General features: G+C 67.8%; 18 protein-coding genes and 1 pseudogene. 9 read left to right on the top strand and 10 right to left on the bottom strand.

Annotated features, from left to right (window positions below; genetic code table 11):
• Nucleotides 1-97 precede the first annotated feature (97 nt).
• The 3 genes from JZ791_RS33550 to JZ791_RS33540 all read left to right on the top strand — a co-directional run bounded on the left by JZ791_RS33550 (nucleotide 98) and on the right by JZ791_RS33540 (nucleotide 4245).
• A complete protein-coding gene (locus tag JZ791_RS33550) occupies nucleotides 98-1468 on the top strand; it encodes an RNA polymerase sigma factor (protein ID WP_438804584.1) in 1371 nt (456 codons plus the stop codon).
• A gap of 144 nt (nucleotides 1469-1612) precedes the next feature.
• Nucleotides 1613-3187, top strand: coding sequence for a Na+/H+ antiporter (locus tag JZ791_RS33545; protein ID WP_216900110.1), 1575 nt, complete (start codon nucleotides 1613-1615; stop codon nucleotides 3185-3187).
• 272 nt (nucleotides 3188-3459) lie between these two features.
• Nucleotides 3460-4245 carry an MHYT domain-containing protein gene (locus tag JZ791_RS33540; RefSeq protein ID WP_216900108.1) on the top strand — a complete coding sequence of 262 codons (786 nt, stop codon included), beginning with the start codon at nucleotides 3460-3462 and terminating at the stop codon, nucleotides 4243-4245.
• Between the two features lie 32 nt (nucleotides 4246-4277).
• On the opposite strand, the gene eutC is transcribed toward JZ791_RS33540, so the two are convergent.
• Both eutC and JZ791_RS33535 read right to left on the bottom strand, forming a co-directional pair.
• The gene (gene eutC / locus JZ791_RS45460; RefSeq protein WP_254206778.1) at nucleotides 4278-5135 is read right to left on the bottom strand and encodes an ethanolamine ammonia-lyase subunit EutC; all 858 of its coding nucleotides are present in this window, start codon (nucleotides 5133-5135) and stop codon (nucleotides 4278-4280) included.
• Nucleotides 5133-6530: pseudogene (locus JZ791_RS33535) on the bottom strand (ethanolamine ammonia-lyase subunit EutB); the annotation flags it as partial. The gene eutC and the pseudogene JZ791_RS33535, both read right to left, overlap by 3 nt.
• A 465-nt stretch (nucleotides 6531-6995) precedes the next feature.
• Between JZ791_RS33535 and JZ791_RS33530 the strand changes: the two are divergent.
• Nucleotides 6996-7568 carry a rhomboid-like protein gene (locus tag JZ791_RS33530; RefSeq protein ID WP_438804585.1) on the top strand — a complete coding sequence of 191 codons (573 nt, stop codon included), beginning with the start codon at nucleotides 6996-6998 and terminating at the stop codon, nucleotides 7566-7568.
• Here the strand turns inward: JZ791_RS33530 and JZ791_RS33525 are convergent.
• Nucleotides 7565-7969 carry a DUF952 domain-containing protein gene (locus JZ791_RS33525; protein ID WP_216900103.1) on the bottom strand — a complete coding sequence of 135 codons (405 nt, stop codon included), beginning with the start codon at nucleotides 7967-7969 and terminating at the stop codon, nucleotides 7565-7567. The two genes, JZ791_RS33530 and JZ791_RS33525, sit on opposite strands and share 4 nt — an antisense overlap.
• Before the next feature lie 356 nt (nucleotides 7970-8325).
• Here JZ791_RS33525 and JZ791_RS45455 point away from each other — a divergent pair, with 356 nt between their 5' ends.
• Nucleotides 8326-8520 carry a DUF7455 domain-containing protein gene (locus JZ791_RS45455; RefSeq protein WP_254206774.1) on the top strand — a complete coding sequence of 65 codons (195 nt, stop codon included), beginning with the start codon at nucleotides 8326-8328 and terminating at the stop codon, nucleotides 8518-8520.
• Between the two features lie 134 nt (nucleotides 8521-8654).
• Here JZ791_RS45455 and JZ791_RS33520 read toward each other — a convergent pair whose 3' ends face one another.
• Both JZ791_RS33520 and JZ791_RS33515 read right to left on the bottom strand, forming a co-directional pair.
• On the bottom strand, nucleotides 8655-9677 hold the full coding sequence (locus JZ791_RS33520) for an alpha/beta hydrolase (RefSeq protein ID WP_216900129.1): 1023 nt from the start codon (nucleotides 9675-9677) through the stop codon (nucleotides 8655-8657).
• Nucleotides 9678-10001: 324 nt separating this feature from the next.
• The gene (locus JZ791_RS33515) at nucleotides 10002-10568 is read right to left on the bottom strand and encodes a class I SAM-dependent methyltransferase (protein ID WP_216900101.1); all 567 of its coding nucleotides are present in this window, start codon (nucleotides 10566-10568) and stop codon (nucleotides 10002-10004) included.
• A gap of 54 nt (nucleotides 10569-10622) precedes the next feature.
• On the opposite strand from JZ791_RS33515, the gene JZ791_RS33510 reads away from it, so the two are divergent.
• Nucleotides 10623-11414 carry an AraC family transcriptional regulator gene (locus JZ791_RS33510; RefSeq protein ID WP_216900099.1) on the top strand — a complete coding sequence of 264 codons (792 nt, stop codon included), beginning with the start codon at nucleotides 10623-10625 and terminating at the stop codon, nucleotides 11412-11414.
• A gap of 4 nt (nucleotides 11415-11418) precedes the next feature.
• Here the strand turns inward: JZ791_RS33510 and JZ791_RS33505 are convergent, their stop codons facing one another.
• From JZ791_RS33505 to JZ791_RS33490, 4 genes are all read right to left on the bottom strand, one after another.
• Nucleotides 11419-12159: an SDR family NAD(P)-dependent oxidoreductase gene (locus JZ791_RS33505; RefSeq protein ID WP_216900097.1), complete on the bottom strand. Its 741-nt coding sequence runs from the start codon at nucleotides 12157-12159 to the stop codon at nucleotides 11419-11421.
• A 146-nt stretch (nucleotides 12160-12305) separates the two neighbouring features.
• Nucleotides 12306-13220, bottom strand: a complete 915-nt coding sequence (locus JZ791_RS33500) for a helix-turn-helix domain-containing protein (RefSeq protein ID WP_216900095.1) — start codon at nucleotides 13218-13220, stop codon at nucleotides 12306-12308.
• A 211-nt stretch (nucleotides 13221-13431) separates the two neighbouring features.
• The gene (locus JZ791_RS33495) at nucleotides 13432-15246 is read right to left on the bottom strand and encodes a vWA domain-containing protein (RefSeq protein ID WP_216900093.1); all 1815 of its coding nucleotides are present in this window, start codon (nucleotides 15244-15246) and stop codon (nucleotides 13432-13434) included.
• Nucleotides 15247-15252: 6 nt separating this feature from the next.
• Nucleotides 15253-16455 carry an ATP-binding protein gene (locus tag JZ791_RS33490; RefSeq protein WP_216900091.1) on the bottom strand — a complete coding sequence of 401 codons (1203 nt, stop codon included), beginning with the start codon at nucleotides 16453-16455 and terminating at the stop codon, nucleotides 15253-15255.
• On the opposite strand from JZ791_RS33490, the gene JZ791_RS33485 reads away from it, so the two are divergent.
• The 3 genes from JZ791_RS33485 to bfr all read left to right on the top strand — a co-directional run bounded on the left by JZ791_RS33485 (nucleotide 16454) and on the right by bfr (nucleotide 18094).
• Nucleotides 16454-17068 (top strand): methyltransferase family protein, encoded by a 615-nt coding sequence (locus JZ791_RS33485; RefSeq protein WP_216900089.1) that lies wholly within the window; start codon nucleotides 16454-16456, stop codon nucleotides 17066-17068. The genes JZ791_RS33490 and JZ791_RS33485 overlap by 2 nt on opposite strands.
• A 138-nt stretch (nucleotides 17069-17206) precedes the next feature.
• On the top strand, nucleotides 17207-17407 hold the full coding sequence (locus tag JZ791_RS33480; RefSeq protein WP_216900087.1) for a (2Fe-2S)-binding protein: 201 nt from the start codon (nucleotides 17207-17209) through the stop codon (nucleotides 17405-17407).
• A gap of 204 nt (nucleotides 17408-17611) precedes the next feature.
• Nucleotides 17612-18094 carry a bacterioferritin gene (bfr, locus tag JZ791_RS33475; protein ID WP_216900085.1) on the top strand — a complete coding sequence of 161 codons (483 nt, stop codon included), beginning with the start codon at nucleotides 17612-17614 and terminating at the stop codon, nucleotides 18092-18094.
• Between the two features lie 63 nt (nucleotides 18095-18157).
• Here bfr and JZ791_RS33470 read toward each other — a convergent pair whose 3' ends face one another.
• Complete coding sequence (locus tag JZ791_RS33470) at nucleotides 18158-19894, bottom strand: DEAD/DEAH box helicase (protein WP_438804583.1); 1737 nt, start codon at nucleotides 19892-19894, stop codon at nucleotides 18158-18160.
• Nucleotides 19895-20077 lie beyond the last annotated feature (183 nt).

The following is a 20077-nucleotide window of genomic DNA, read 5'->3' as shown; positions in this document are numbered from 1 at the left end:
CCCCGGCACGAGCGCCGGGATACCCCCGACAGAACCGCTCCGCCGGAATGATCAACTCTGGCGTGACGCCGCACGACATCGTCACGAAAGGGCGTACGTGGTAGCCACGAATACCCGAGAGACCGCCGAATCGGCCGAACTCGCCGACTCCGCGGACAACATCGCCGCACGGCCGGTCGCCAAGAAGGCCGTCGGCAAGAAGGCTCCGGCCAAGAAGGTCGCCGCCAAGAAGGCGCCTGCCAAGAAGGCCGGCGTCAAGGCGGTCGCCAAGAAGGCTCCGGCCAAGAAGGCCGGGCCCAAGAAATTGGGTCCGGACGGCGAGCCCGAGGAGAACTCCGAGGACGAGGCCGTCGACCTCGAGGATCTCGGTGATCTGGAAGTGTCCGAGGACGACCTCGCCGAAGAGGAGGTCGTGGAAGACGCCGCCGAGGAAGCCGAAGAGGAGGCCGAGGAGCCGTCGGCCGCCGACAAGGCCTCGGGCGATTTCGTCTGGGACGAGGAGGAGTCCGAGGCGCTGCGCCAGGCCCGCAAGGACGCCGAGCTCACCGCCTCCGCCGACTCGGTCCGCGCCTACCTCAAGCAGATCGGCAAGGTCGCCCTGCTCAACGCGGAGGAGGAGGTCGAGCTCGCCAAGCGCATCGAGGCCGGGCTCTACGCCGCCGAGAAATTCCGCGAGCTGACCGAGAAGACCGACAAGCTCCCCGTCACCACGCGCCGCGATCTGAACTGGATCATCCGCGACGGCAACCGCGCCAAGAACCACCTGCTCGAGGCCAACCTGCGCCTGGTGGTATCGCTGGCCAAGCGGTACACCGGCCGCGGCATGGCGTTCCTGGACCTGATCCAGGAGGGCAACCTGGGCCTGATCCGCGCGGTCGAGAAGTTCGACTACACCAAGGGCTACAAGTTCTCCACGTACGCCACCTGGTGGATCCGTCAGGCCATCACCCGCGCCATGGCCGACCAGGCCCGGACCATCCGCATCCCGGTGCACATGGTCGAGGTCATCAACAAGCTGGGTCGCATCCAGCGCGAGCTGCTGCAGGACCTGGGCCGTGAGCCCACGCCCGAGGAGCTGGCCAAGGAGATGGACATCACCCCGGAGAAGGTGCTGGAGATCCAGCAGTACGCCCGGGAGCCCATCTCGCTGGATCAGACCATCGGCGACGAGGGCGACTCGCAGCTGGGCGATTTCATCGAGGATTCCGAGGCCGTGGTCGCGGTCGACGCGGTGAGCTTCACCCTGCTGCAGGATCAGCTGCAGTCGGTGCTGGAGACGCTGTCCGAGCGCGAGGCGGGCGTGGTCCGGCTGCGCTTCGGCCTCACCGACGGCCAGCCCCGCACACTTGACGAGATCGGCCAGGTCTACGGGGTCACCCGCGAGCGCATCCGCCAGATCGAGTCCAAGACGATGAGCAAGCTGCGCCACCCCAGCCGCTCCCAGGTCCTGCGGGACTACCTGGACTAGTTCCAGAGCCAGCGATGAGTGAAACGCCGCCGGAGTTCCGGCGGCGTTTTGCGTCTTTGCGACAATGGTGACCCGGTCGACGGCTGCTCGGCGAGACGGCACGGCTGTGCGAACGCACAAGCGAATACGGAGGGCTCGGACGCAGTGGAACAGTTGATGTTGGTGTTCGCGCTGGCGTTCGCGACGATTCTGGCACAGCCGCTGGGCCGGCGGACCGGGCTCGCACCCGCCGTGCTGATGACCGTGTTCGGGCTCGTGCTCGCGGTGATTCCGCAGGTGCCCAACATCAGCCTGGAACCCGAGCTGATCCTGCCGATGGTGCTGCCGCCGCTGTTGTACGCCTCGGCGCGGCGCACCTCCTGGCAGCAGTTCGCGGGCAACGCGCGGCCGATCCTGTTGCGCGCGGTCGGGTTGGTGGTCGCCACGGCCGCCGCGGTAGCCGTGATCTTCCATGTCTGGTATCCGGCGGTTCCGGTGGCGGCGGCGTTCGTGCTGGGGGCCGTGGTCGCGCCGCCGGATCCGGTCGCGGTCAGTGCGCTGGCCGACCGGCTCGGGCTGCCGCGCCGTCTGATGTCGGTGCTGGAGGGTGAGGGCCTGTTCAACGACGTCACCGCGATCGTGCTCTACAACGTCGCGGTGGGCGCGGTGGTGACCGGCAGCTTCTCCGCCTGGCACACCGCGCTCGAGTTCGTGCTCTCGGCGGTGGTCGCGATCGTCGTCGGACTGGTGCTGGGCTGGGTGGGCAGCCGGATCATGCGACAGCTGGCCGAGGCGCCGTGGCAGGTCGCGCTGGGGCTGCTCCTGCCGTTCGCGGCGTACGGGCTGGCCGAGGCCACGCACGGGTCCGGAGTCCTGGCGGTACTGGTGTGCGCCCTCTATTTGACCGATGCCGCAACCGATTTCAGCGACAGCGACTACCGGATCGTCGGCGACTCGTTCTGGGAGGTCATCGACATGCTGGTGACCGGGTTCGCGTTCGGGCTGATCGGGCTCGAACTCAGTTCGGTGCTCGCGGCCGCCGGTCCCAACTGGCCGCGGCTGCTGGCGGGGGCGGGCATCACCATCATCGTCGTGGTGGGGCTGCGCCTGGTGTGGTTGCTGGTCTCGGGCCTGCTGTTCCACAACGCGAACCGCACCGCCGACGAGGCGTACACCTGGCGCGAGACGATCGTGACCTGGTGGGCCGGCATGCGCGGGGTGGCGACGGTCGCGCTGGCGCTGGCCGTACCGCTGTCCACCGACGCGGGGGCGCAGTTCCCGGGACGTCCGGAGATCCTGTTCACCGCGTTCGCGGTCGTGTTGTTCACGCTGCTGCTGCAGGGCACGACGCTGCCGTTCGTGGTCCGGGTCAGCCACGTGAAGGCCGACACCGAGTCCGAGCGCGCGCTCGAACGCGGGCTGTGGGTGCGCATCCTGCGCGCCGAGCTGACGCGCCTCGAACAGCTCGCCGACGCCGAGAACCTGCCGGACGCGGTCTATCAACGCATGCGCGAGGGGTTCGAACGCCGTCTGGCACAGGCGGATCCGGAGACCGCCGGTGACGTCAAGGACGCCGACCGGCCGCTGCGATACTCCAAGAAGATCCGCATGATCAGCAGCGAGGTGCTGGATGCCGGACGCTCCGAGGCCATGGCCGCGCGGCGCGAACCCGGCATGCCGCCGGATCTGGTCGACCGGATGATGCGCCGCCTGGATCTGCGCCCCGCACCGTTCATCTAGCACCGGCCGCGACGCCATACCCGGAATCCGGTGGGGCCGCCGGGCGTTCGCCAGAATGCGACCCCGGCGTTCCAGTGTCAGTGGCGTACCCGTGACACGTCCGAGGACCCATTCGAGATACGGCGGGCCCGCCACCTGCGAACTTGCCTTCAGCAAACTCAGCTATTTCTCTGAGATCGATACTTTAAATTTGATACCTGCGAGTATCCCGATAACCTTCGGTGCTGTCGCCGCTGAGAGGGTCGTCGGCGACTCACTAGCAAGGAGTTGGTATGCCAGATATCAATGAATTTACCTACGGGTGGCTGACACCTGCCCTCGCCTACCTACTGTCCGTGATCGGATCGCTGCTGGCGCTGCGCTGTATGACCCGTGCGCGCACCAGCCCCAAGCCTCGGGGCTGGATCATCACGGCCGCCGTCGCACTGGGCGGCACCGGCATCTGGGTCATGCATTTCGTTGCCATGCTGGGGTTTTCGGTGCACGACGGGTCGGTCCGCTACAACGTGCCGATCACGCTGCTCAGCGCGATGCTCGCCGTCGTCGTGGTGTGGTTCGGACTACGCGTCGTGGTGCGCAGGCAGGGCGGGACGTATTCGCTGCTGATCGGCGGCACCATCACCGGCCTGGGCGTGGCCGCGATGCACTACGCGGGCATGTACGCGATGAAGACCACAGTGCCCATGACGTACGACTTCTGGATCGTGCTGCTGTCGGTCGTGATCGCGATCGCCGCGGCCACAGCGGCGCTGTGGTTCGCCCTGCACATCCACGGCATGCTCGCCTCGGTCGGCGCGGCGCTGATCATGGGCGTGGCGGTCACCGGTATGCATTACACCGGTATGTACGCGATGCACACGCACTCCGAGGGCGCGATGACCGGGATGTCGATGCCGGCGGGCGCGACGGCGCACGCGCTGCTGACCCCGCTGATCATCGGCGTGAGTATGGTGACGATCCTGATGTTCCTGCAGGTCGGCATCACCGATCCGGAGGAGCCGGATTTGCAGCGCGTCCGGCGGCAGCGCGCGAGCCGCTATTGGCCCAGCGGTAACTGACGACGGCCGAAATCCGGCCCGGCCCTACCGATTCAGGACCGCGCTTCGATCTCGACCACGGATGCGCGCCCCGGCAGGACCTGATCCGAGGTGTCCTTCAACTCCACCCCGGACCGGCCGAGCCGCCTGGCCCCGGCCACCAGACCGGCGGTGATCCGCGCGGCCGCCGCGTAGCCCAGGCCCTCGGGCGGGTGGATGTTGGAGACGCAGTTGCGCTCGGCATCGGTACGCCCGGGGCGCGGATGGTGAGTGAGATAGATGCCGAGGCTGTCCGCCACGGACAGGCCGGGCCGCTCCCCGATCAGCACGAGCACGGTGCGCACGCCGAGCGCCCGGCCGATGTGGTCGCCGAGCGCGACCCGCGCCTGGGTGGCGATCACCGGCGCCGCGATCCGATACCGCTGCTCCAGTTCGGATTTCAGCGCCTCGAGCATCGCCGGACCGTGTTCGCGCACCGCACGCGGCGACAGGCCGTCCGCCAGGACGATGCCGATGTCCGCGCCGGTCGGCTCCGCGTCCGAGTCACCCTCCGACTGTAACGAAATATCATGCCCGGGAACGTATTCCGGAATTCTTCCCAGATCGGGACGCCGGAGGTATTCCGAGCGGTCCGCCGCCCGGCTGCGCACGTGCATCGGCTCACCCAGCCCCGAATTCCTTATCCGGCAGGTCAGTTCGGCCACATCCAGCGCAGTGTGCACCGCGTCGCGAGCGGAGGCGTGGGCGGCGGCGAACTCCAGCACCCGTCCGGTGGGCAGCGCGTCCCCGGTGCGACCGAGCCCGATCCGCGCTTGTGTCGCGGTACGCAGCTCGCGCCAGAAGTCTTCCGCACCTGATGTTTCCGTGCCCAGCGCGTCGTCCGGGCCCGCGGGAGGAGCAGTCTGCGCCAAGGCCCGCAGCGGCGAGGACAGGGGTTCGATCCGGCGGACGCGCCCCGCGGCGTCGAGCATGCCCAGCCCGTCCAGCCACGCCTCGAACTCCGGAGCGGGGCGCAGCCCCAGCGCCTTTCGCGCGTACAGCGCGTCGTGGAAGCTCAGGCTCTGATAACCGAGCATGACGTCGTCCGCGCCCGGAACGGTGATGACGAAGCACACGCCGGCCGCGCCCAACAGGGTCAGCAGCGTGTCCATATCGTCGGAGTCGGCCTCGGCGTGGTTGGTGTAGCAGACGTCGACGCCCATCGGCAGCCCGAGCAGCTTGCCGCAGAAGTGGTCCTCCAACCCGGCGCGAATGATCTGCTTACCGTCGTAGAGGTACTCCGGCCCGATGAATCCGACCACGGTATTCACCAGCAGCGGATCCAGTTCCCGCGCAACGGCGTACGCACGCGCCTCCAGGGTCTGCTGATCCACCGGCTTGCCGTCGACGCCCAGATGCGCGCCCGCGCTCAGCGCCGAGCCCTGCCCGGTCTCGAAGTACATGACGTTGTCCCCGACCGTGCCGCGCCGCAGCGACCGCCCCGCCGCGTTCGCCTCGCGTAGCAGCGAAAGATCCACGCCGAAGCCACGATTCGCGCCCTCGGTGCCGGCGATCGACTGGAACACCAGATCCACCGGCGCACCGGCGGCGATCAGATCCAGGGTGGTGGTGACGTGCGCGAGCACGCACGACTGGACCGGTATCTCGAAGCGGGTACGCACCTCGTCCAGCAGCCGCAGCAGATCCCCGGCGGTCCGCGGCGAATCGGTGGCCGGGTTGACGCCGATCACCGCGTCGCCACAGCCCAGCAGGAGCCCGTCCAGCACCGCCGCGGCGATACCGCGCGGATCGTCGGTGGGGTGGTTGGGCTGTAACCGCGTGGCCAGGGTGCCGGGCGCGCCGAGGGTGGTCCGGAAACCCGACCGCACCCTGACCGCGCGCCCCACCGCGATCAGATCCTGATTGCGCATCAGCTTGCTCACCGCCGCGACCATCTCCGGAGTCAGCCCGCGCGATACCGCCGCCAGCGTGCGCGCGGCCTCGTCCGTAGCCGCCACGGCCAGCAGCCAGTCCCGCAACCCGCCCACCGTGAGGTGCGAAATCCCTTGGAACGCAACGCGATCGTGGGTATCGATGATCAGCCGGGTGACCTCGTCGGTCTCGTACGGCACCACCGGATTCCGCAGGAATTCCGGCAGCGGCACCTCGGCCAGCGCCCACTGCGCCGCCGCCCGCTCGGCGTCCGAACCCGCCGCGCAGCCCGCCAATTCGTCGCCGCTGCGCCGGGGCGTGGCCTTGGCCAGCAGTTCCACCAGTCCGTCGAAGGCGTACGCGCGGCCGCCGAGACTCTGCCGATACAGCGTCATATCGCGAGTGTAAGGCGCACGATGCCGCCATTCGATCGACGAATGTTGCCGGAAGATGTCCGGCACCGCGTGCGGTCGCGCCCTCTGCCGAACGAAGTCGTCAGGGGGCCGGGAAGCACGAACTCCCGTCGCCGCGAAAGGCACGGCGACGTCGCCGGGAAACGACGAGTGCGGCATCCGCGGCCGGGATCCTCCGGAACAGGGGTCCACCGTCTGCACGAGGTGACCCGCCCGAACCGAGGGCGCGTCGTCGTGCGCGTCGTCGGTCCGGCAGGCGAGGATGTTCCGGTGCCCGCCTCCGTGCTGACCCGCTATAGCTCGCCGTGGACTCGGACCGTCGACATCCAGGCCGAGCTGGGGGTGCTACGCGACTGGTGGCACGGTCCGGAGCGGATCTCCGGGGCACTGCGGGCGGCCCGCCACTCCCTGGGCGGCGCCCCGGCGAGTTGTGCCTACGCGTTCACGCTGTTCGTCACATGGTGGACCCTGCGGGGTATCAGCGACCACGCCGGGCACAAGCTGATCCTGTCCCAGTCGACGAACCTGCACAATATGCGCCGCGAGCCGGTGCAGGTGCTGGTCGCCTCGGCGTTCTGGACCGAGGGCGGATTCCCCTGGATGACGATCCTGGAGTTCCTGATCGTCATGGCCTTCGCCGAACGCTGGCTGGGCACCGTGCGCTGGATCCTGGTGTTCGCGGCCGGACACGTCGGGGCGACGCTGATCGTGGTCACCGGGATCGCCTACGCGGTGCACCACCGGCTGATCCCGCTCAAGGTGGTGGAGGCCACGGATGTCGGCTCGTCGTACGGGTTTTCGGCGGTGCTGGCCGCGCTGGCGTTCCATCTGCCCGGGCTCGCGCGGATCGTCTGGGCGGTGGTGCTGCTCGTCTGGTTCGCGCTCGGGGTGTGGCGCGGGCGCACGTTCACCGACTACGGGCATCTGACCGCCGTCCTGATCGGGTTCGCGGTCGGGGCGATATCGCTGCTGCTGTCCCGGCGACTGGAGTCGCTGCGCGACCGCGAGCGACAGGCCTAGCCGTGTGGCGTACCGGCCTCCGACAGCGCCGGATACCGCCCATCCGCACCCTTGTGGTACTCGGTGACCGCGACGACCGCCTCGGCCGGGAGCGGACCGTACAGGTGCGGGAACAGCATCGAGGACGGGTCGCTCGGCACGCCCGGCTCCCACTTCACCGGAGAGGCGAGCCGCTCGGGATCCAGCCATAGCAAGACGACATCGCCGATGTCGGCGAACAGCCGGTTCGCGGGGAGGTGCACCTGCGCCGGGGCGGACAGGTGGATGAAGCCGTCGGCGTCCAGCGAGGGGGTCCGCCGCAGGCCCGCGGCCCGCGCCGCATCCCATTCGCCCTGGGTGCACAGGTGAACCAAACTGTGCGCGTGGGTGATTCGGCCATTCGCGGCGGTTCCGGCGGACATGATCCGAACGATACCCGATCCAGGGGGCCTGCCTGGCCTCGTAGTTTGCCGAATCCAGAGTGTGAGTGCGGGTGAGCCGGGGTAATCTCCGGGTAGACAACTGGATAGGCGAGTTCCCGAGTTGACAGACGTTGTGGAGTCGAGAATGACCTGCATGTTCGCGGAGAGCGAAATGCCAGGTCATGTTAGGGAAAACACAGTGAAACATTCTCGGGAACAAAGCCCCCGTCCCAAACGTCTGACAAAGTAGTCAAGTACCACTGCTGGGAAGTAGCGGTAGCGAGCTCGCGGAGTGGACCGCGAGCCCCACACCCAGGCGAACGGTCTTCTGCACCGGGAGCCAGGACGGAGGAGTCATGCCAGGAACCCTGACCAGCACCCCACTGACTGCGGTCGATCGGTGCGACCGTTGCGGGGCAGCTGCACGCGTACGCGCAGTCCTTCCCGCAGGTGGTGAGTTGCTCTTCTGCCAGCATCACGCCAACGAGCACATGGATCGTCTCCGTGAGCTCGAGGCCGTGATCGACACGGAGTCGGCACCGGTGCCTTAATCAGCTCCTTACGTCCGCTCGACAAAAGAACAAACGCAGAACCGGACAACGCAGAACGGGCGGCCCCGAATGGGCCGCCCGTTTCGCTGTGCGCTGAATATCGCGAAAGTGTGAGACATACCACACCTCTGGGGTCAGACGCCCAAGCCGCGAGCCAGCACCGGCCAGGACTTGATGAAGTTCTCGCGCCAGTAACCCCAGGAGTGAGTGCCCGACGGTTGGAAGTTGACGGTGGCCGGGATGCCCAGGCGGCTCAGCTTGGCGGCGAGGTTGTGGGTGCAATAGTTCACCCCGGCCTCGATCACCCCGCCGATGATCATCTGATCGGCCAGGCCGGCCACGCCGGGCAGGGCGTACTTGCCGTTCAGCGTGTCGTACGGGCCGGGCAGGCCGTTGCCCGAGGAGATGTACAGGTCCAGGCCCCGCAGCTGCTCCGCGTGCACGTACGGGTCGTTGGCCACCCACTGCGGGGAGCCCACCGGACCCCACATGTTGTTCGTATCGCCGCCGCCCCACACGTCGACGGTCACCTGGACGAATTTCGACCCGACCGGATCACTGGTCTGCGCGCATCCGCTGTACGCCGCGGCCGCCCGGTACAGCCCCGGCTTGGCGATCGGCAGCGCCAGCACCGTGGTGCCCGACGTCGACAGCCCCGCAATGGCATTGACGTGGTTGGTGCCCAGCGCGGCGTCGATCAGCGGCGGCAGTTCCTCGGTGAAGAAGGTCTTCCACTTGTTGCGCCCCAGGTTCGGATCGTCTTTGATCCAGTCGGTGTAGTAGCTCCACGCCCCGCCGATCGGCTGGATCACGTTGACGTTCTTGTCGGCCATGAAGCTCGTGACGATATCGGTGTTGTCATCCCAGGTGGCCGAGTCCTCGCCGCCGCCCGCGCCATTGAGCAGATAGAGCGTCGGGCGCGGAACCGAGGTGTCGGCGGGACGGTGTACGTCCACCGGAAATGCCTTGTCCATCGCCGCGGAGTACACCGTCAGCTGGATGTCGCGATCGTCCAGTAGCCGCGCGCCCTGGATCTTGGACCCGTCCGGCGCGGTCGCGTCGCCGAGCAGTGAACCCGTCCGGACGATCGGATCGGCGGATACGGGGGCCGATCCGGTCTCCAGTCCGACGGCCGCGAGCATGACCGCGGCGGCCATGGTCACCGCGGCGCGGGCTCTCCCGAGCATCCAACGAGCAGTCAACGCCGCGCCTCCCGTGTCGTAGCGGTCCAACCTGCTTCGCCCCGATATCGCGGCACGCCAGGCGGTTCAAACAAGCCCCTCGCGAACCATACGGCAAATGATCAGCGAACAGAGTGGAACCATCGGGCGTGGCGTTCGATACCGTCCAGCAACCGCCCGAGCCCGAACTCGCGGCATCGCCCGCAACGACGGCGTCCGGACCGACATCGAGGGCGCCGCGATCCGCGCGAGCATCCACCGCTGGACCCGGGAGCGTATTTCGGCGAGGTCACCGGGTGATCAGGGCCGCCGGGCACGAAAGCGGAACATCTTCGAGCGCGTGGCGATGTCGATATCGGTGAACCCCGCGCGGGCCAGGCGATCGGCCATGGTTCGCGGCGGCACCGGTACGCAGGTGTCGCCCACGTGCATCAGCCGGAACGACAGGCTGTCCAGGCCATCGCTCCCGGCGAAGACTCCACCGGGGCGCAGGACCCGGAACGCCTCGGCGAACAGGTCGTCCTGCCGCGGGGGCGAGGGCACGTGATGCAGCATCGTGAAGCACACCACCGAGTTGAACTCGTTGTCCGGCAACGGCATCGCCGCGCCGTCCCCGTCGACGACGCGCACGTCCGAACCGCTGCGCTCGCGCAGCCGGGTCGCCAGGACCGGATCGATCTCGACCCCGGTCAGCGTCGCCGCGCGCCGTCGCAGCGATGCGATGTTGGCACCGTAGCCCGGGCCGATCTCCAGCGCGCACGCGCCGAGGTCCAGGCCCGTCAGCGCCCACGGCACGATCCGCGTGGCGCTCGCGCACTCCCAGAGCTTGGAGCGGCACAGGACACTGTGCAGGTAGTTCATTCCCATGCACCGACGGTATGACGCCACGACAATGGCAGCCAGTCGCTACACTGACAGATCATGTCGCAAAACGGCCACGCCTCGACGATCGCCGCGCCCGCGGGCCCGACCGCGATGGTTCTCGGCGAGGGTGAGCTGCCGTCGGGCTACTGGTTCGATACGCACCAGCATCCCCAGCACCAGATCGCCTGGGCCTCACGGGGAGTCATCGCGGTCCAGATGGGCGGCGGGCGATGGGTGCTGCCACCCACCCGCGCCCTGTGGATTCCCGGCGGGCTCCCGCACCGCACCGGCACGTCCCACGGCGCGGCGATGCGCGGAATCTTCGTGGAACCGGACCGCAGCCACGTTCCGTTCACCGCGCCGACCCTACTGCGGGTCGGCGGCCTGCTTCGCGAGCTGTTCAACTACCTCACCGGCGAGGACGACGGGACACCCCCTGTGCCGCAGGACGATACCGATCGCCGCCGACGAGCGGAGGCGGTCGTGTTCGATCTGCTCGAACCGGTCGACGTGATTCCCGTCGGGGCGCCGATGCCCACCGATCCGCGAATCGTCGAGGTGGCCGAGGCGCTGACCCGCAACCCGGCCGATGACAGGCCCCTGGAGGGGTTCGCCGCCTCGGCCGCCGCGAGCCCGCGAACCCTGGCCCGGCTGTTTCCGGCCGAAACCGGAATGACATTCGGGCAGTGGCGGACTCAGATCCGGCTGGCCGCCTCGCTGCCGCTCCTGGCGAACGGGCTGCCCGTGGCCCGGATCGCGGAGCGGGTCGGTTACCGATCCGCGAGCGCGTACGTGGCGGCCTTCCATCGGGCGGTCGGCGTCTCGCCCGGGCGGTACTTCACGGGCTGAGCGATCAGGCGTTGGCGCCGCTGTCGACGGTGAGGATCGCGCCGTTGACACTGCGGCCGGCCGGGGCGGCGAGGAATTCGACCGTGGCCGCCACGTCGTCGGGGGATGCGAAGCGGCCCAACGGATTGAAGGCGAGTTGTCCGGCGGCGTGATCGCCGTTCGCCGGATTCATATCGGTATCGGTGGAACCCGGCTGCACCAGGTTCACCGTGATGCCGCGCGGACCCAGTTCGCGCGCAAGGGCTTTGGTGAAGCCGTTCAGGGCGGACTTACTCAGGTTGTACAGCGCCAGGCCCGGAAACAGGGCGCGCTCGGACAGATTCGAGCCGATGCTGATGATGCGGCCACCACCGCGCATATGCGTCACGGCGGCCTGGGCCGCGACGAACGCGGCACGCGCGTGCACGTCGAGGGCTCGGTCCACCTCGTCGAGGGTGAAATCTTCGAACGGTTTGCTCGGGAAGAACCCCGCGTTGTTGACCAGGATGTCCAGGCTCCCGAGCCGCGCGACGGTTTCGTGCACGGCCGCGACGACTTCGGCGGCGTCCGCACTGTCGGCCCGGATGGTCGTCGCGCGACGGCCCAGCGCCTCGATCTCCTGCGCCACCTTGCGGGCGCCGGCCTCATCGCCGCGATAGGTCAGCGCCACATCCGCACCCGCCGCGGCCAGGCGCCGCGCGATCGCCGCGCCGATCCCCCGGCTGCCGCCCGTCACCAGCGCCACGTTGCCGTCCAGACCGCTCATCCGCACTCCTAGTTTTGTGTCGATCGGTACATAATGATTCGATCAGACCACCGACCCCCCGTCAAGACGGGCTCCCAGCCGTGGCGGACCGCGTCCTCGGCGAAGCCCTGGCCGCCAAGCCCGGACCTGTGTCCGATCGCCGGTGATCACAGCGCGGCCGAATCGATCCCACTCGAATCGCAGGATGCGCGGTACTCCTTCGAAATATCGAGCAGCAGTTGTCTGCTCGCGTCCTCGTTCAATGCTTTTCCCTCGATATCCGCGATGGCGGTTCGATAACGCTCGAGCTCGGCCTCCTGATCCAGATAGCGGGATGTGGTGTCGGTCTGGACATAGACCACCGGGGGCTCGGTGAGGTGGGGTGTCCGGTGGGGCGGAAAATCCAGCAGGACGAAGGAACCGGTGATCAATCCCGCATGGGCGCCTGACCGTTGGGGGACAACGCGGATCGATATGTTCGGCGCTGCGCCGGCGGTTGCCATGCGCACCAGCTGATCCCCCATCACTTGCGGGCCGCCCACCTGGTTGTGGAGCACGGATTCGGACAGGAGTGCGCGAAATTCCAGGCTCGGCGCGTTATCTCGAAGCCTCCGCTGCCGGCGGACGAGTACCTCGAGCAGCAGTTCCACATCCAGCGATGAGCGAGTGGGACATTCGACCCGGGAGAGCGCGCGACGATACTCCGTTGTCTGGAGCAATCCCGGAACGAGACTCTCCTCGAAGTCGGTCGAGCAGCTCGCGGCTTGTTCCAAGCCCAGGAACAGGTCGAGATGATCCGGCACCACACCGGTGATGCCGTGCCACCACATCGGCCTCCTGGCCTGCTCGATCAGTTTCACCAAATCCTCGATATGCCGCTCGGTCGCTCCGTACATCGTGCACAGCACGGTGATATACAGCTCCTTCAATTTCGGCCCCGGCCGGCCGGATTCCATGCGCCACAAAGTCTGTGGCGATATCTCGATCGCCCGCGCCGCGGCGGCGGCCGAGACGCCGGACTCCTCACGCAGTCTTTTCAACTCACGGCCCAACGTCCGCCGCGGTACTGCCGAACCATTCATCGCGCCTAGCCTCCCCAATTCTCGGACGTGGATTTCGGAATGCGAGCGGCCGCAGCGTATCACCGAACCCGATCGACGAAGACGAACGCGCCGCGGCACGAATCCGATTGAATACGAACCGATTCCGCGAATGCGAGACGTTCCGTTCGCACCTATGTCACCGTGGAGTACTCCACCGTCGTTTACCGACTACGAAGCACGGCCCGGGAATTCACCGCATGCGAAAAACCGGGCCCCGGGGGCGGAAAGGCAGGCTCGCCCCGGCCGGAATCAGATAGGCATGCTCACGATGAATACGGACGACGTCGCACCGGCCGTCGGTGATGATCAGAATCGGGCCGTCGGCGGGAAAGTCGGTGGCCCGCTCGAGGAGCCGAATTCCGGGCTGGAGTTCGGTGCCGCCGCGGCCGCGGACCCGGACGCGGGCGGCGATATCGTCGACGGGCAGATATCCCGCGTCGTAGGCGGCCGCGTCACAGAAGATCACGCGGGCACGGGGCACGTCGCGGGCGCGGGCGTAGGCGGCGATCGCGCCCAGCCCCTTGCCCATGAGGGCCGCGGACATGGAGCCGGAGGTGTCCAGGACCACACCGAAGGTGGGCAGCCGCACTGATTCGTCGGGGCGGACCCAGGCCGGTCGGGGGATGTCTGGTGTCGAGGATTGGCGGCGGGAGGCTCGGGCGTAGCTGCGGCGGCGTTCCACGACGGGGACGAATTCGTCGAACCACCGGGCCAATTGGGCGTCCCAGGGCAGCGGGGGCTGGTCCAGGGTGCGAATCTCCTGTTCCAGTCCGGCGGGCAGCAGACCGCGTCCCCCGGCCAGGTGGTAGGCGAGTCCCTGGGACAGGGCGCCCCGGTAGTAGTCGTCCAGGTCGATGTAGCGGCCGGGGGATCCGCTGTGCGGCAGTGGTTCCCCGACGATGTCGCCGCGCCCCCGGCCACGCAGCGTGGCCAGCTTGCGCATCCGGCGCAGATCGCCGGCGATGCGGTCGTAGATCCCCTCGGCGGACAGGCCTTTCAGCTCCGGATCGTAAAGCAGTCCCTGGGGCAACTCCCCCACGCCCATCTCCACCAACCAGCCGTTGACCACGTAGTCACACGCCACGTTGAACAGATAGGGATCGCGCCACTGCGCCCGCTCGCCGTGTCGCAGTGCGGCGTGCAGCATTTCGTGCGCCAGGACGAACCGCCATTCCATACCGGACAGGCCCGCGTACGGGTTGATGTAGATCTCGGCGGCCTCGGCGTTGACCGCGGCGATCGAAATATCCCACCCCCGGGCCACATCCGCGTCCGCGACGACGCTCATCCCGGCCGCCAGCGCGCCGAGCAGTGGATACGAGGAGACGAACCAATTCAGGGCGATATCCCACGCCCGCAGTTCCTTTCGCTGCCCGGAGGTGACGTCCCGCCCGGCCTCCGCGAGCGCGTCTCGGGCCGCCGCCGCGATGCCGGAGGCGAAACCGGCGCGATGATCGACCTCCGCGGCGACCTCGGCGGTGCCGATGAGGAAATCCGGGAAATTCTGCCGCCGATACTGTTCCGGCACGCCATCGGTCCACCACCGCTCGGTCAGGGCTCGCTCGTCCGATCCCCCCGGCGACGGCGGCAGATCCACCGGCACACGACCGATCTTCAGTGTGCTCAGATATCCGTCGACCACGGCACAGCACGCGGCTCGATATATGGCGTTCGGCTGATACGGCGCACCCTGCCATTCACCGGTGAGGTTGCGTTCCAGCGCACGCTCGGGCACCCCGCGCGGGTCGAGATGACCGAATCCGGCGTGCAGCATCAGATGTGCGAAGACCCACCCCCATTCGTCGGCCTCCGCATGCTGATTCCGGTTGCCGCTGATACCGCCGCTCGGTCCGACGATCGCCCAGACGCCGACGGGCAACGAGACCGGAACCTCGAGCAGACCGCTGCTCAGCCGCACGAAGATGGGATTCGCCCTGGCCAGCCGCCATCCCGCCCGCATCTTGTACACCCACGGATCGGGCGTCCCGGATCGCTTGCGCCCCATGGCACATCACCGCCGCGCGGCCAGCCGCGGCAGATCCCGCGTGACCTCGACCAGGAACCACGACGGCAGCGCCGCGACACCCTCGTCATCCGAGGCGATCACCAGTTGCGCGCACTCCACGGAAATCTCCGCGAGTTCGGTCAGCATCGACTTCGCCCGCATCACAAAGCGTTTCACCGCCCCGGAGGCATGCTCGCGGGAGGCGGGCAGCTCGCGGATCAGCCGTGCGCGGAAGGTCTCGGACAGGAAGTAGAGCAGATCCCGGTCACCCGGATCGCGCGGCCACGACGCTTCCCCCTTGATCACCGCCTCCAGATCGAAGGCATGCCGCGCGCTCTTCACGAAGGCGCGGAAGCCCGAGGCGTGCGCGGTGCTCAGCGTGCCCGAGGCCAGCACCCACAGCGTCCGGTCGGCGATGTTCTCGCCGTAGGAGTGCAGCGCATCCGACAGCATGTGCCAGCCGCGCGGGGTCGAGAACGGCAGCTCGGATTTGGGCGGCACGGACCACAGATGATCGGGCCGCTGCATGACGTATTCGAGCACCCAGCGGTGAATTCCGTTGTGCGCGGCCCACTTCAGCCAGTCGTCCACATCGGCGCGCAGATGCACGTGCACCATGCGGTTCACCAGCGCCGAGGCCATCGGCCGGGCCAGGGCGTTGTCGGTGGCGCGGTTTCCGGCGCCGATCACCACCGATCCGGCGGGCAGCTCGTAGTCGCCCACGCGGCGGTCCAGAATCAGCGAATAGAACGACTTCTGCACCTCGGCGGGCGCGGCGTTCAGCTCGTCCAGGAACAGGCAGTACGGCTGCTCGCGGGCGATCATCTCGGGCGGTGCGAACCGGCTGCGGTTCTCCACGATCTGCGGCACGCCGATCAGATCCTCCGGCGCCAGCTGGGTGCCCAGCAGCGTCACGCACTCCAGCCCGAGCGATTCGGCGAAGGCGCGCACCAGCGAACTCTTTCCGATTCCCGTTGCGCCCCAGAGGAATATCGGCCGTACCACCGCGACGTGCAACAGCAGCTCCGGCAGTTCGTCCGGGGTCACTGTGACGGTCGCTTCCAAATACTCCCCCTCGATGCGGTGGAACTCCTCGCTCAGAGTAGGTCCGCCCCGGTGCGGGCTCCACCGAATTTCCACCCCCGGGTGGACCGCGTCCCGCCGCGAGGTGGTGCCGCCTACGACGGCGCGAGCGCACGCTGAATGCATGACAACACTCCACATTCTGACCGTGGCGGCCGGAGTGAGCATCGACATCCTGGGACTGGTCTGGCTGGTCAGCGCCGCATGGTTCGCGGCGGTGCGGCCCGGTCCCCTGGGTGGCAAGCTCCGGCACTTCGCCCACACATTGCTGCCCGAACCGTGGATGATCGCCGGGCTGATCATCCTGTCCGTCGTCGTGCATCTGCTGCCGCGCTCGACCTGGACGCCGCTGATCTGGAAGACCGCGATCTTCACCGGCATCGGCTCGGTGCTGATCGTCGCCTCGGTCGCGCTGATGATATGGGCTCGATTCGCCCTCGGCGACATGTGGGCGGGCCGGCCCATGATCCAGCAGGATCACCAGCTGCGCACCGGGGGCCCGTACCAGGTGGTCCGGCATCCGATCTACACCGGACTGCTCGGCATCATGATCGGGGCCACGTTGCTGTCCGGATTCGGATCGTCGCTGGTCATGCTCGTATTCGTGATCGTCTGGCTGCTGCGCCGGGTACACGTCGAGGATCACCTGCTGATCGATACCTTCGGCGACGATTACCGCACGTACCGCCGGCGCGTCCCTGCGCTGGTCCCGTTCACCCGGCAACTGACCCGGGTCTGAAACCCGGCCGGACCGGTCGACCACCGACCTGTCCGGGGGTCTATGCCGGGGCAGTCATCCGTGATATACATAGGTAAGGCTTACTTCGTTATGCGAGGCTAAGCTTGCCGTTGTCCCCAACGCACCACGAGGCCGACCGTGTACGTCTGTATCTGTAACGCCGTCTCCGAATCGGACGTGCACAGCTGTGTCGCCGCTGGTGCATGCTCCACCCGGCAGGTCAAGGCCGCGTGCGGCTGGAAGCCCGGATGCGGCAGCTGCACCCGCCGCTTCACCGAGGTGTTCAGCCAGGCCATGACCCCTTCGTCGGACGCGGCCTCCCAGGTTTCGGCCGCCTGAGCGCCGGAACGGCCGCAGCGACGCCTGCGGGCGGTGGCGGCAGCCCGACACGCCGTCGATCAAATCGTACGAAAGCACCCGCCCGGCGCTACAGTTTTTAGGTCAGCCTTGCCTCGATGCGGCGGTGCTCACTCGTGCAAAAGGATTCGACACGCAGGCCGTCATGCCGACGGTCTATTGCCTTATGTGCCACCATCTGAACTCATGGAAGGCGATAAGGAGATCATCGCGCTGCTCAACGAGCAGCTGACGGCCGAGCTGACGGCCATCAATCAGTACTTCCTGCATGCCAAGATGCAGGAGAACTGGGGCTACACCAAGCTTGCCAAGCACACGCGCTACGAGTCCATCGACGAGATGAAGCATGCGGAACTGCTCACCGACCGCATCCTGTTCCTCGAGGGATTGCCCAACTATCAGAAGCTCAACACGCTGCGAATCGGCCAGACGGTGCCGGAGCAGCTGCGGGCCGACCTGGCGGTCGAGATGGAGGTCGTGCACCGGATCCGCCCCGCCATCGAACTGATGCGCTCGCGCGGCGACATCACCTCGGCCCGCATCTTCGAGACCATCCTCGAGGACGAGGAAAAGCACGTCGACTATCTGGAAACCGAACTCGAACTCGTGGACAAGCTCGGCGAGCCGCTGTACCTGCAGCGCTACACCGACACCCCCGAAGGCGACTGACACTCGATACCCTCCGCCGGACCGTGCACGACAGCGCGGTCCGGCGGTTCGCGTTTCGCGCCCCTACATCCGGCGCAGCGCGGCGATGCGTTCGGACAGCTGGTCGGCGGTGGCCAGAGCGGTGGGCGGGCCGCCGCATTCCCGGCGCAGCTCACCGTGGATCACACCGTGCGGTTTGCCCGTTCGATGGTTGTGCATGGCGACCAGGCTGTTGAGCTCGCGGCGCAGCTCGCCGAGTTTGTCGGCGGTGGCCACACGCTCGGAGGCGGCCGCGACCTGTGCGCCCGGATCCGCCGCCGCGGCGCTGCGCTCGGCGACCTGGCGGGTCTGGCGGTCGCGCAGCAGCGCGCGCATCTGGTCGGCGTCCAGGAGACCAGGGATGCCGAGGTAGTCGGCCTCCTCATCGCTGCCCGAGAAGGTCGCGGTGCCGAACGAATCGCCGTCGTAGATCACCTGATCCAGTTCGGCGTCGGCGGCCAGGGCGACGAACTTCTTCTCCTCGTCCCCCGGCTCGTCCTGCTGCTTGTTGGCCTCGATCAGCAGTTCGTCGTCGAGGGCGTCCTTCTCCCGGTGCGGTTTGCCGATGACGTGATCGCGCTGCACCTCGAGCTGTGCGGCCAGATCCAGCAGCACCGGCACCGACGGCAGGAAGACGCTCGCCGTCTCCCCGGTGCGACGCGCCCGCACGAAACGACCGATCGCCTGCGCGAAATACAGCGGGGTGGAGGCGCTCGTCGCATACACACCGACCGCCAAACGCGGCACGTCCACGCCCTCGGACACCATGCGCACCGCGACCATCCACGGGTCGGTGCCCTGGGCGAACTCGTCGATCCGATTCGAGGAACCCGGATCGTCGGACAGCACCACCGCCGGTTTCGTGCCCGAAATATGTTCCAGCAGATCGGCGTAGTCGCGCGCCTTCTCCTGATCGGTCGCGATGACCAGGCCGCCCGCGTCCTGCATACCGGTGGCGCGCAGCTGACGCAGCCGGGTGTCGGCCGCGGACAGCACCTTCGACATCCAGTCCCCGGCCGGGTCCAGCGCGGTGCGCCAGGCCCGGGCGGTCTGCTCGGCGCTCAGCGGCTCGCCCAGGCGGGCGGAATACTCCTCGCCCGCACTGTCGCGCCAGTGCGCCTCGCCCGAATAGGCCAGGAACACCACCGGCCGCACCACGCCGTCGGCGAGGGCCTCGGAGTAGCCGTAGGAGTGGTCGGCGCGCGAGCGGGGGAATCCGGCCTCGTCCGGCTCGTAGGTGATGAACGGGATCTGGCTGTCGTCGCTGCGGAACGGAGTGCCGGTGAGCGCGAGGCGGCGGGTGGCGTCACCGAATGCCTCGGCCGTGGCCTCGCCCCAGCTCTTCGCATCGCCGGCGTGGTGGATCTCGTCCAGAATCACCAGCGTGCGGCGGTTTTCGGTGCGCACCCGGTGCTTGAACGGATGCGAGGCCACCTGCGCGTACGTGACGACCACACCGTGGTAGTCGCCGGAGGTGCCGCCGGTGGAGTTGGAGAAGTTGGGGTCCAGCGCGATCCCGGCCCGCGCGGCCGCGGACGCCCACTGGTGCTTGAGATGCTCCGTCGGCGCGACGACCGTCACCTGGTCGACGGTACGGTCCGCCAGCAGCTCGGACGCCACCCGCAGGGCGAACGTGGTCTTACCCGCGCCCGGGGTCGCAACCGCGAGAAAATCACGTGGTTTGGTCGTCAAATACCTGGTCAGAGCCCTGCGCTGCCATGCACGTAAAGAACCGCCACCACCCGAAGTCACTCCATGCACAGTACCGATCCCGACCGACAAGAAGGTAATCCGACGCAGTATCTTTGGCCTCTGTGTTTTTGGCCTCCGCTTCGCTGCGGCGGGTTTTCGGCGCCCTGGGGCGCGTCGGTCGGGTACCGCTGCTTGCTCCTTCGTCGCCTACGCAGCGGTACCCGACCGACGCGCCGCGCCGAAAACCTCATTGTTATTGCCTCCGTCCAGGGG

The sequence above is a fragment of the Nocardia alni genome (genome assembly GCF_019038435.1).
GTDB lineage: Bacteria > Actinomycetota > Actinomycetes > Mycobacteriales > Mycobacteriaceae > Nocardia > Nocardia alni.
The sequence above is the reverse complement of the archived record's forward strand: the minus strand, read 5'-3'. Positions and strand labels throughout refer to the sequence as shown.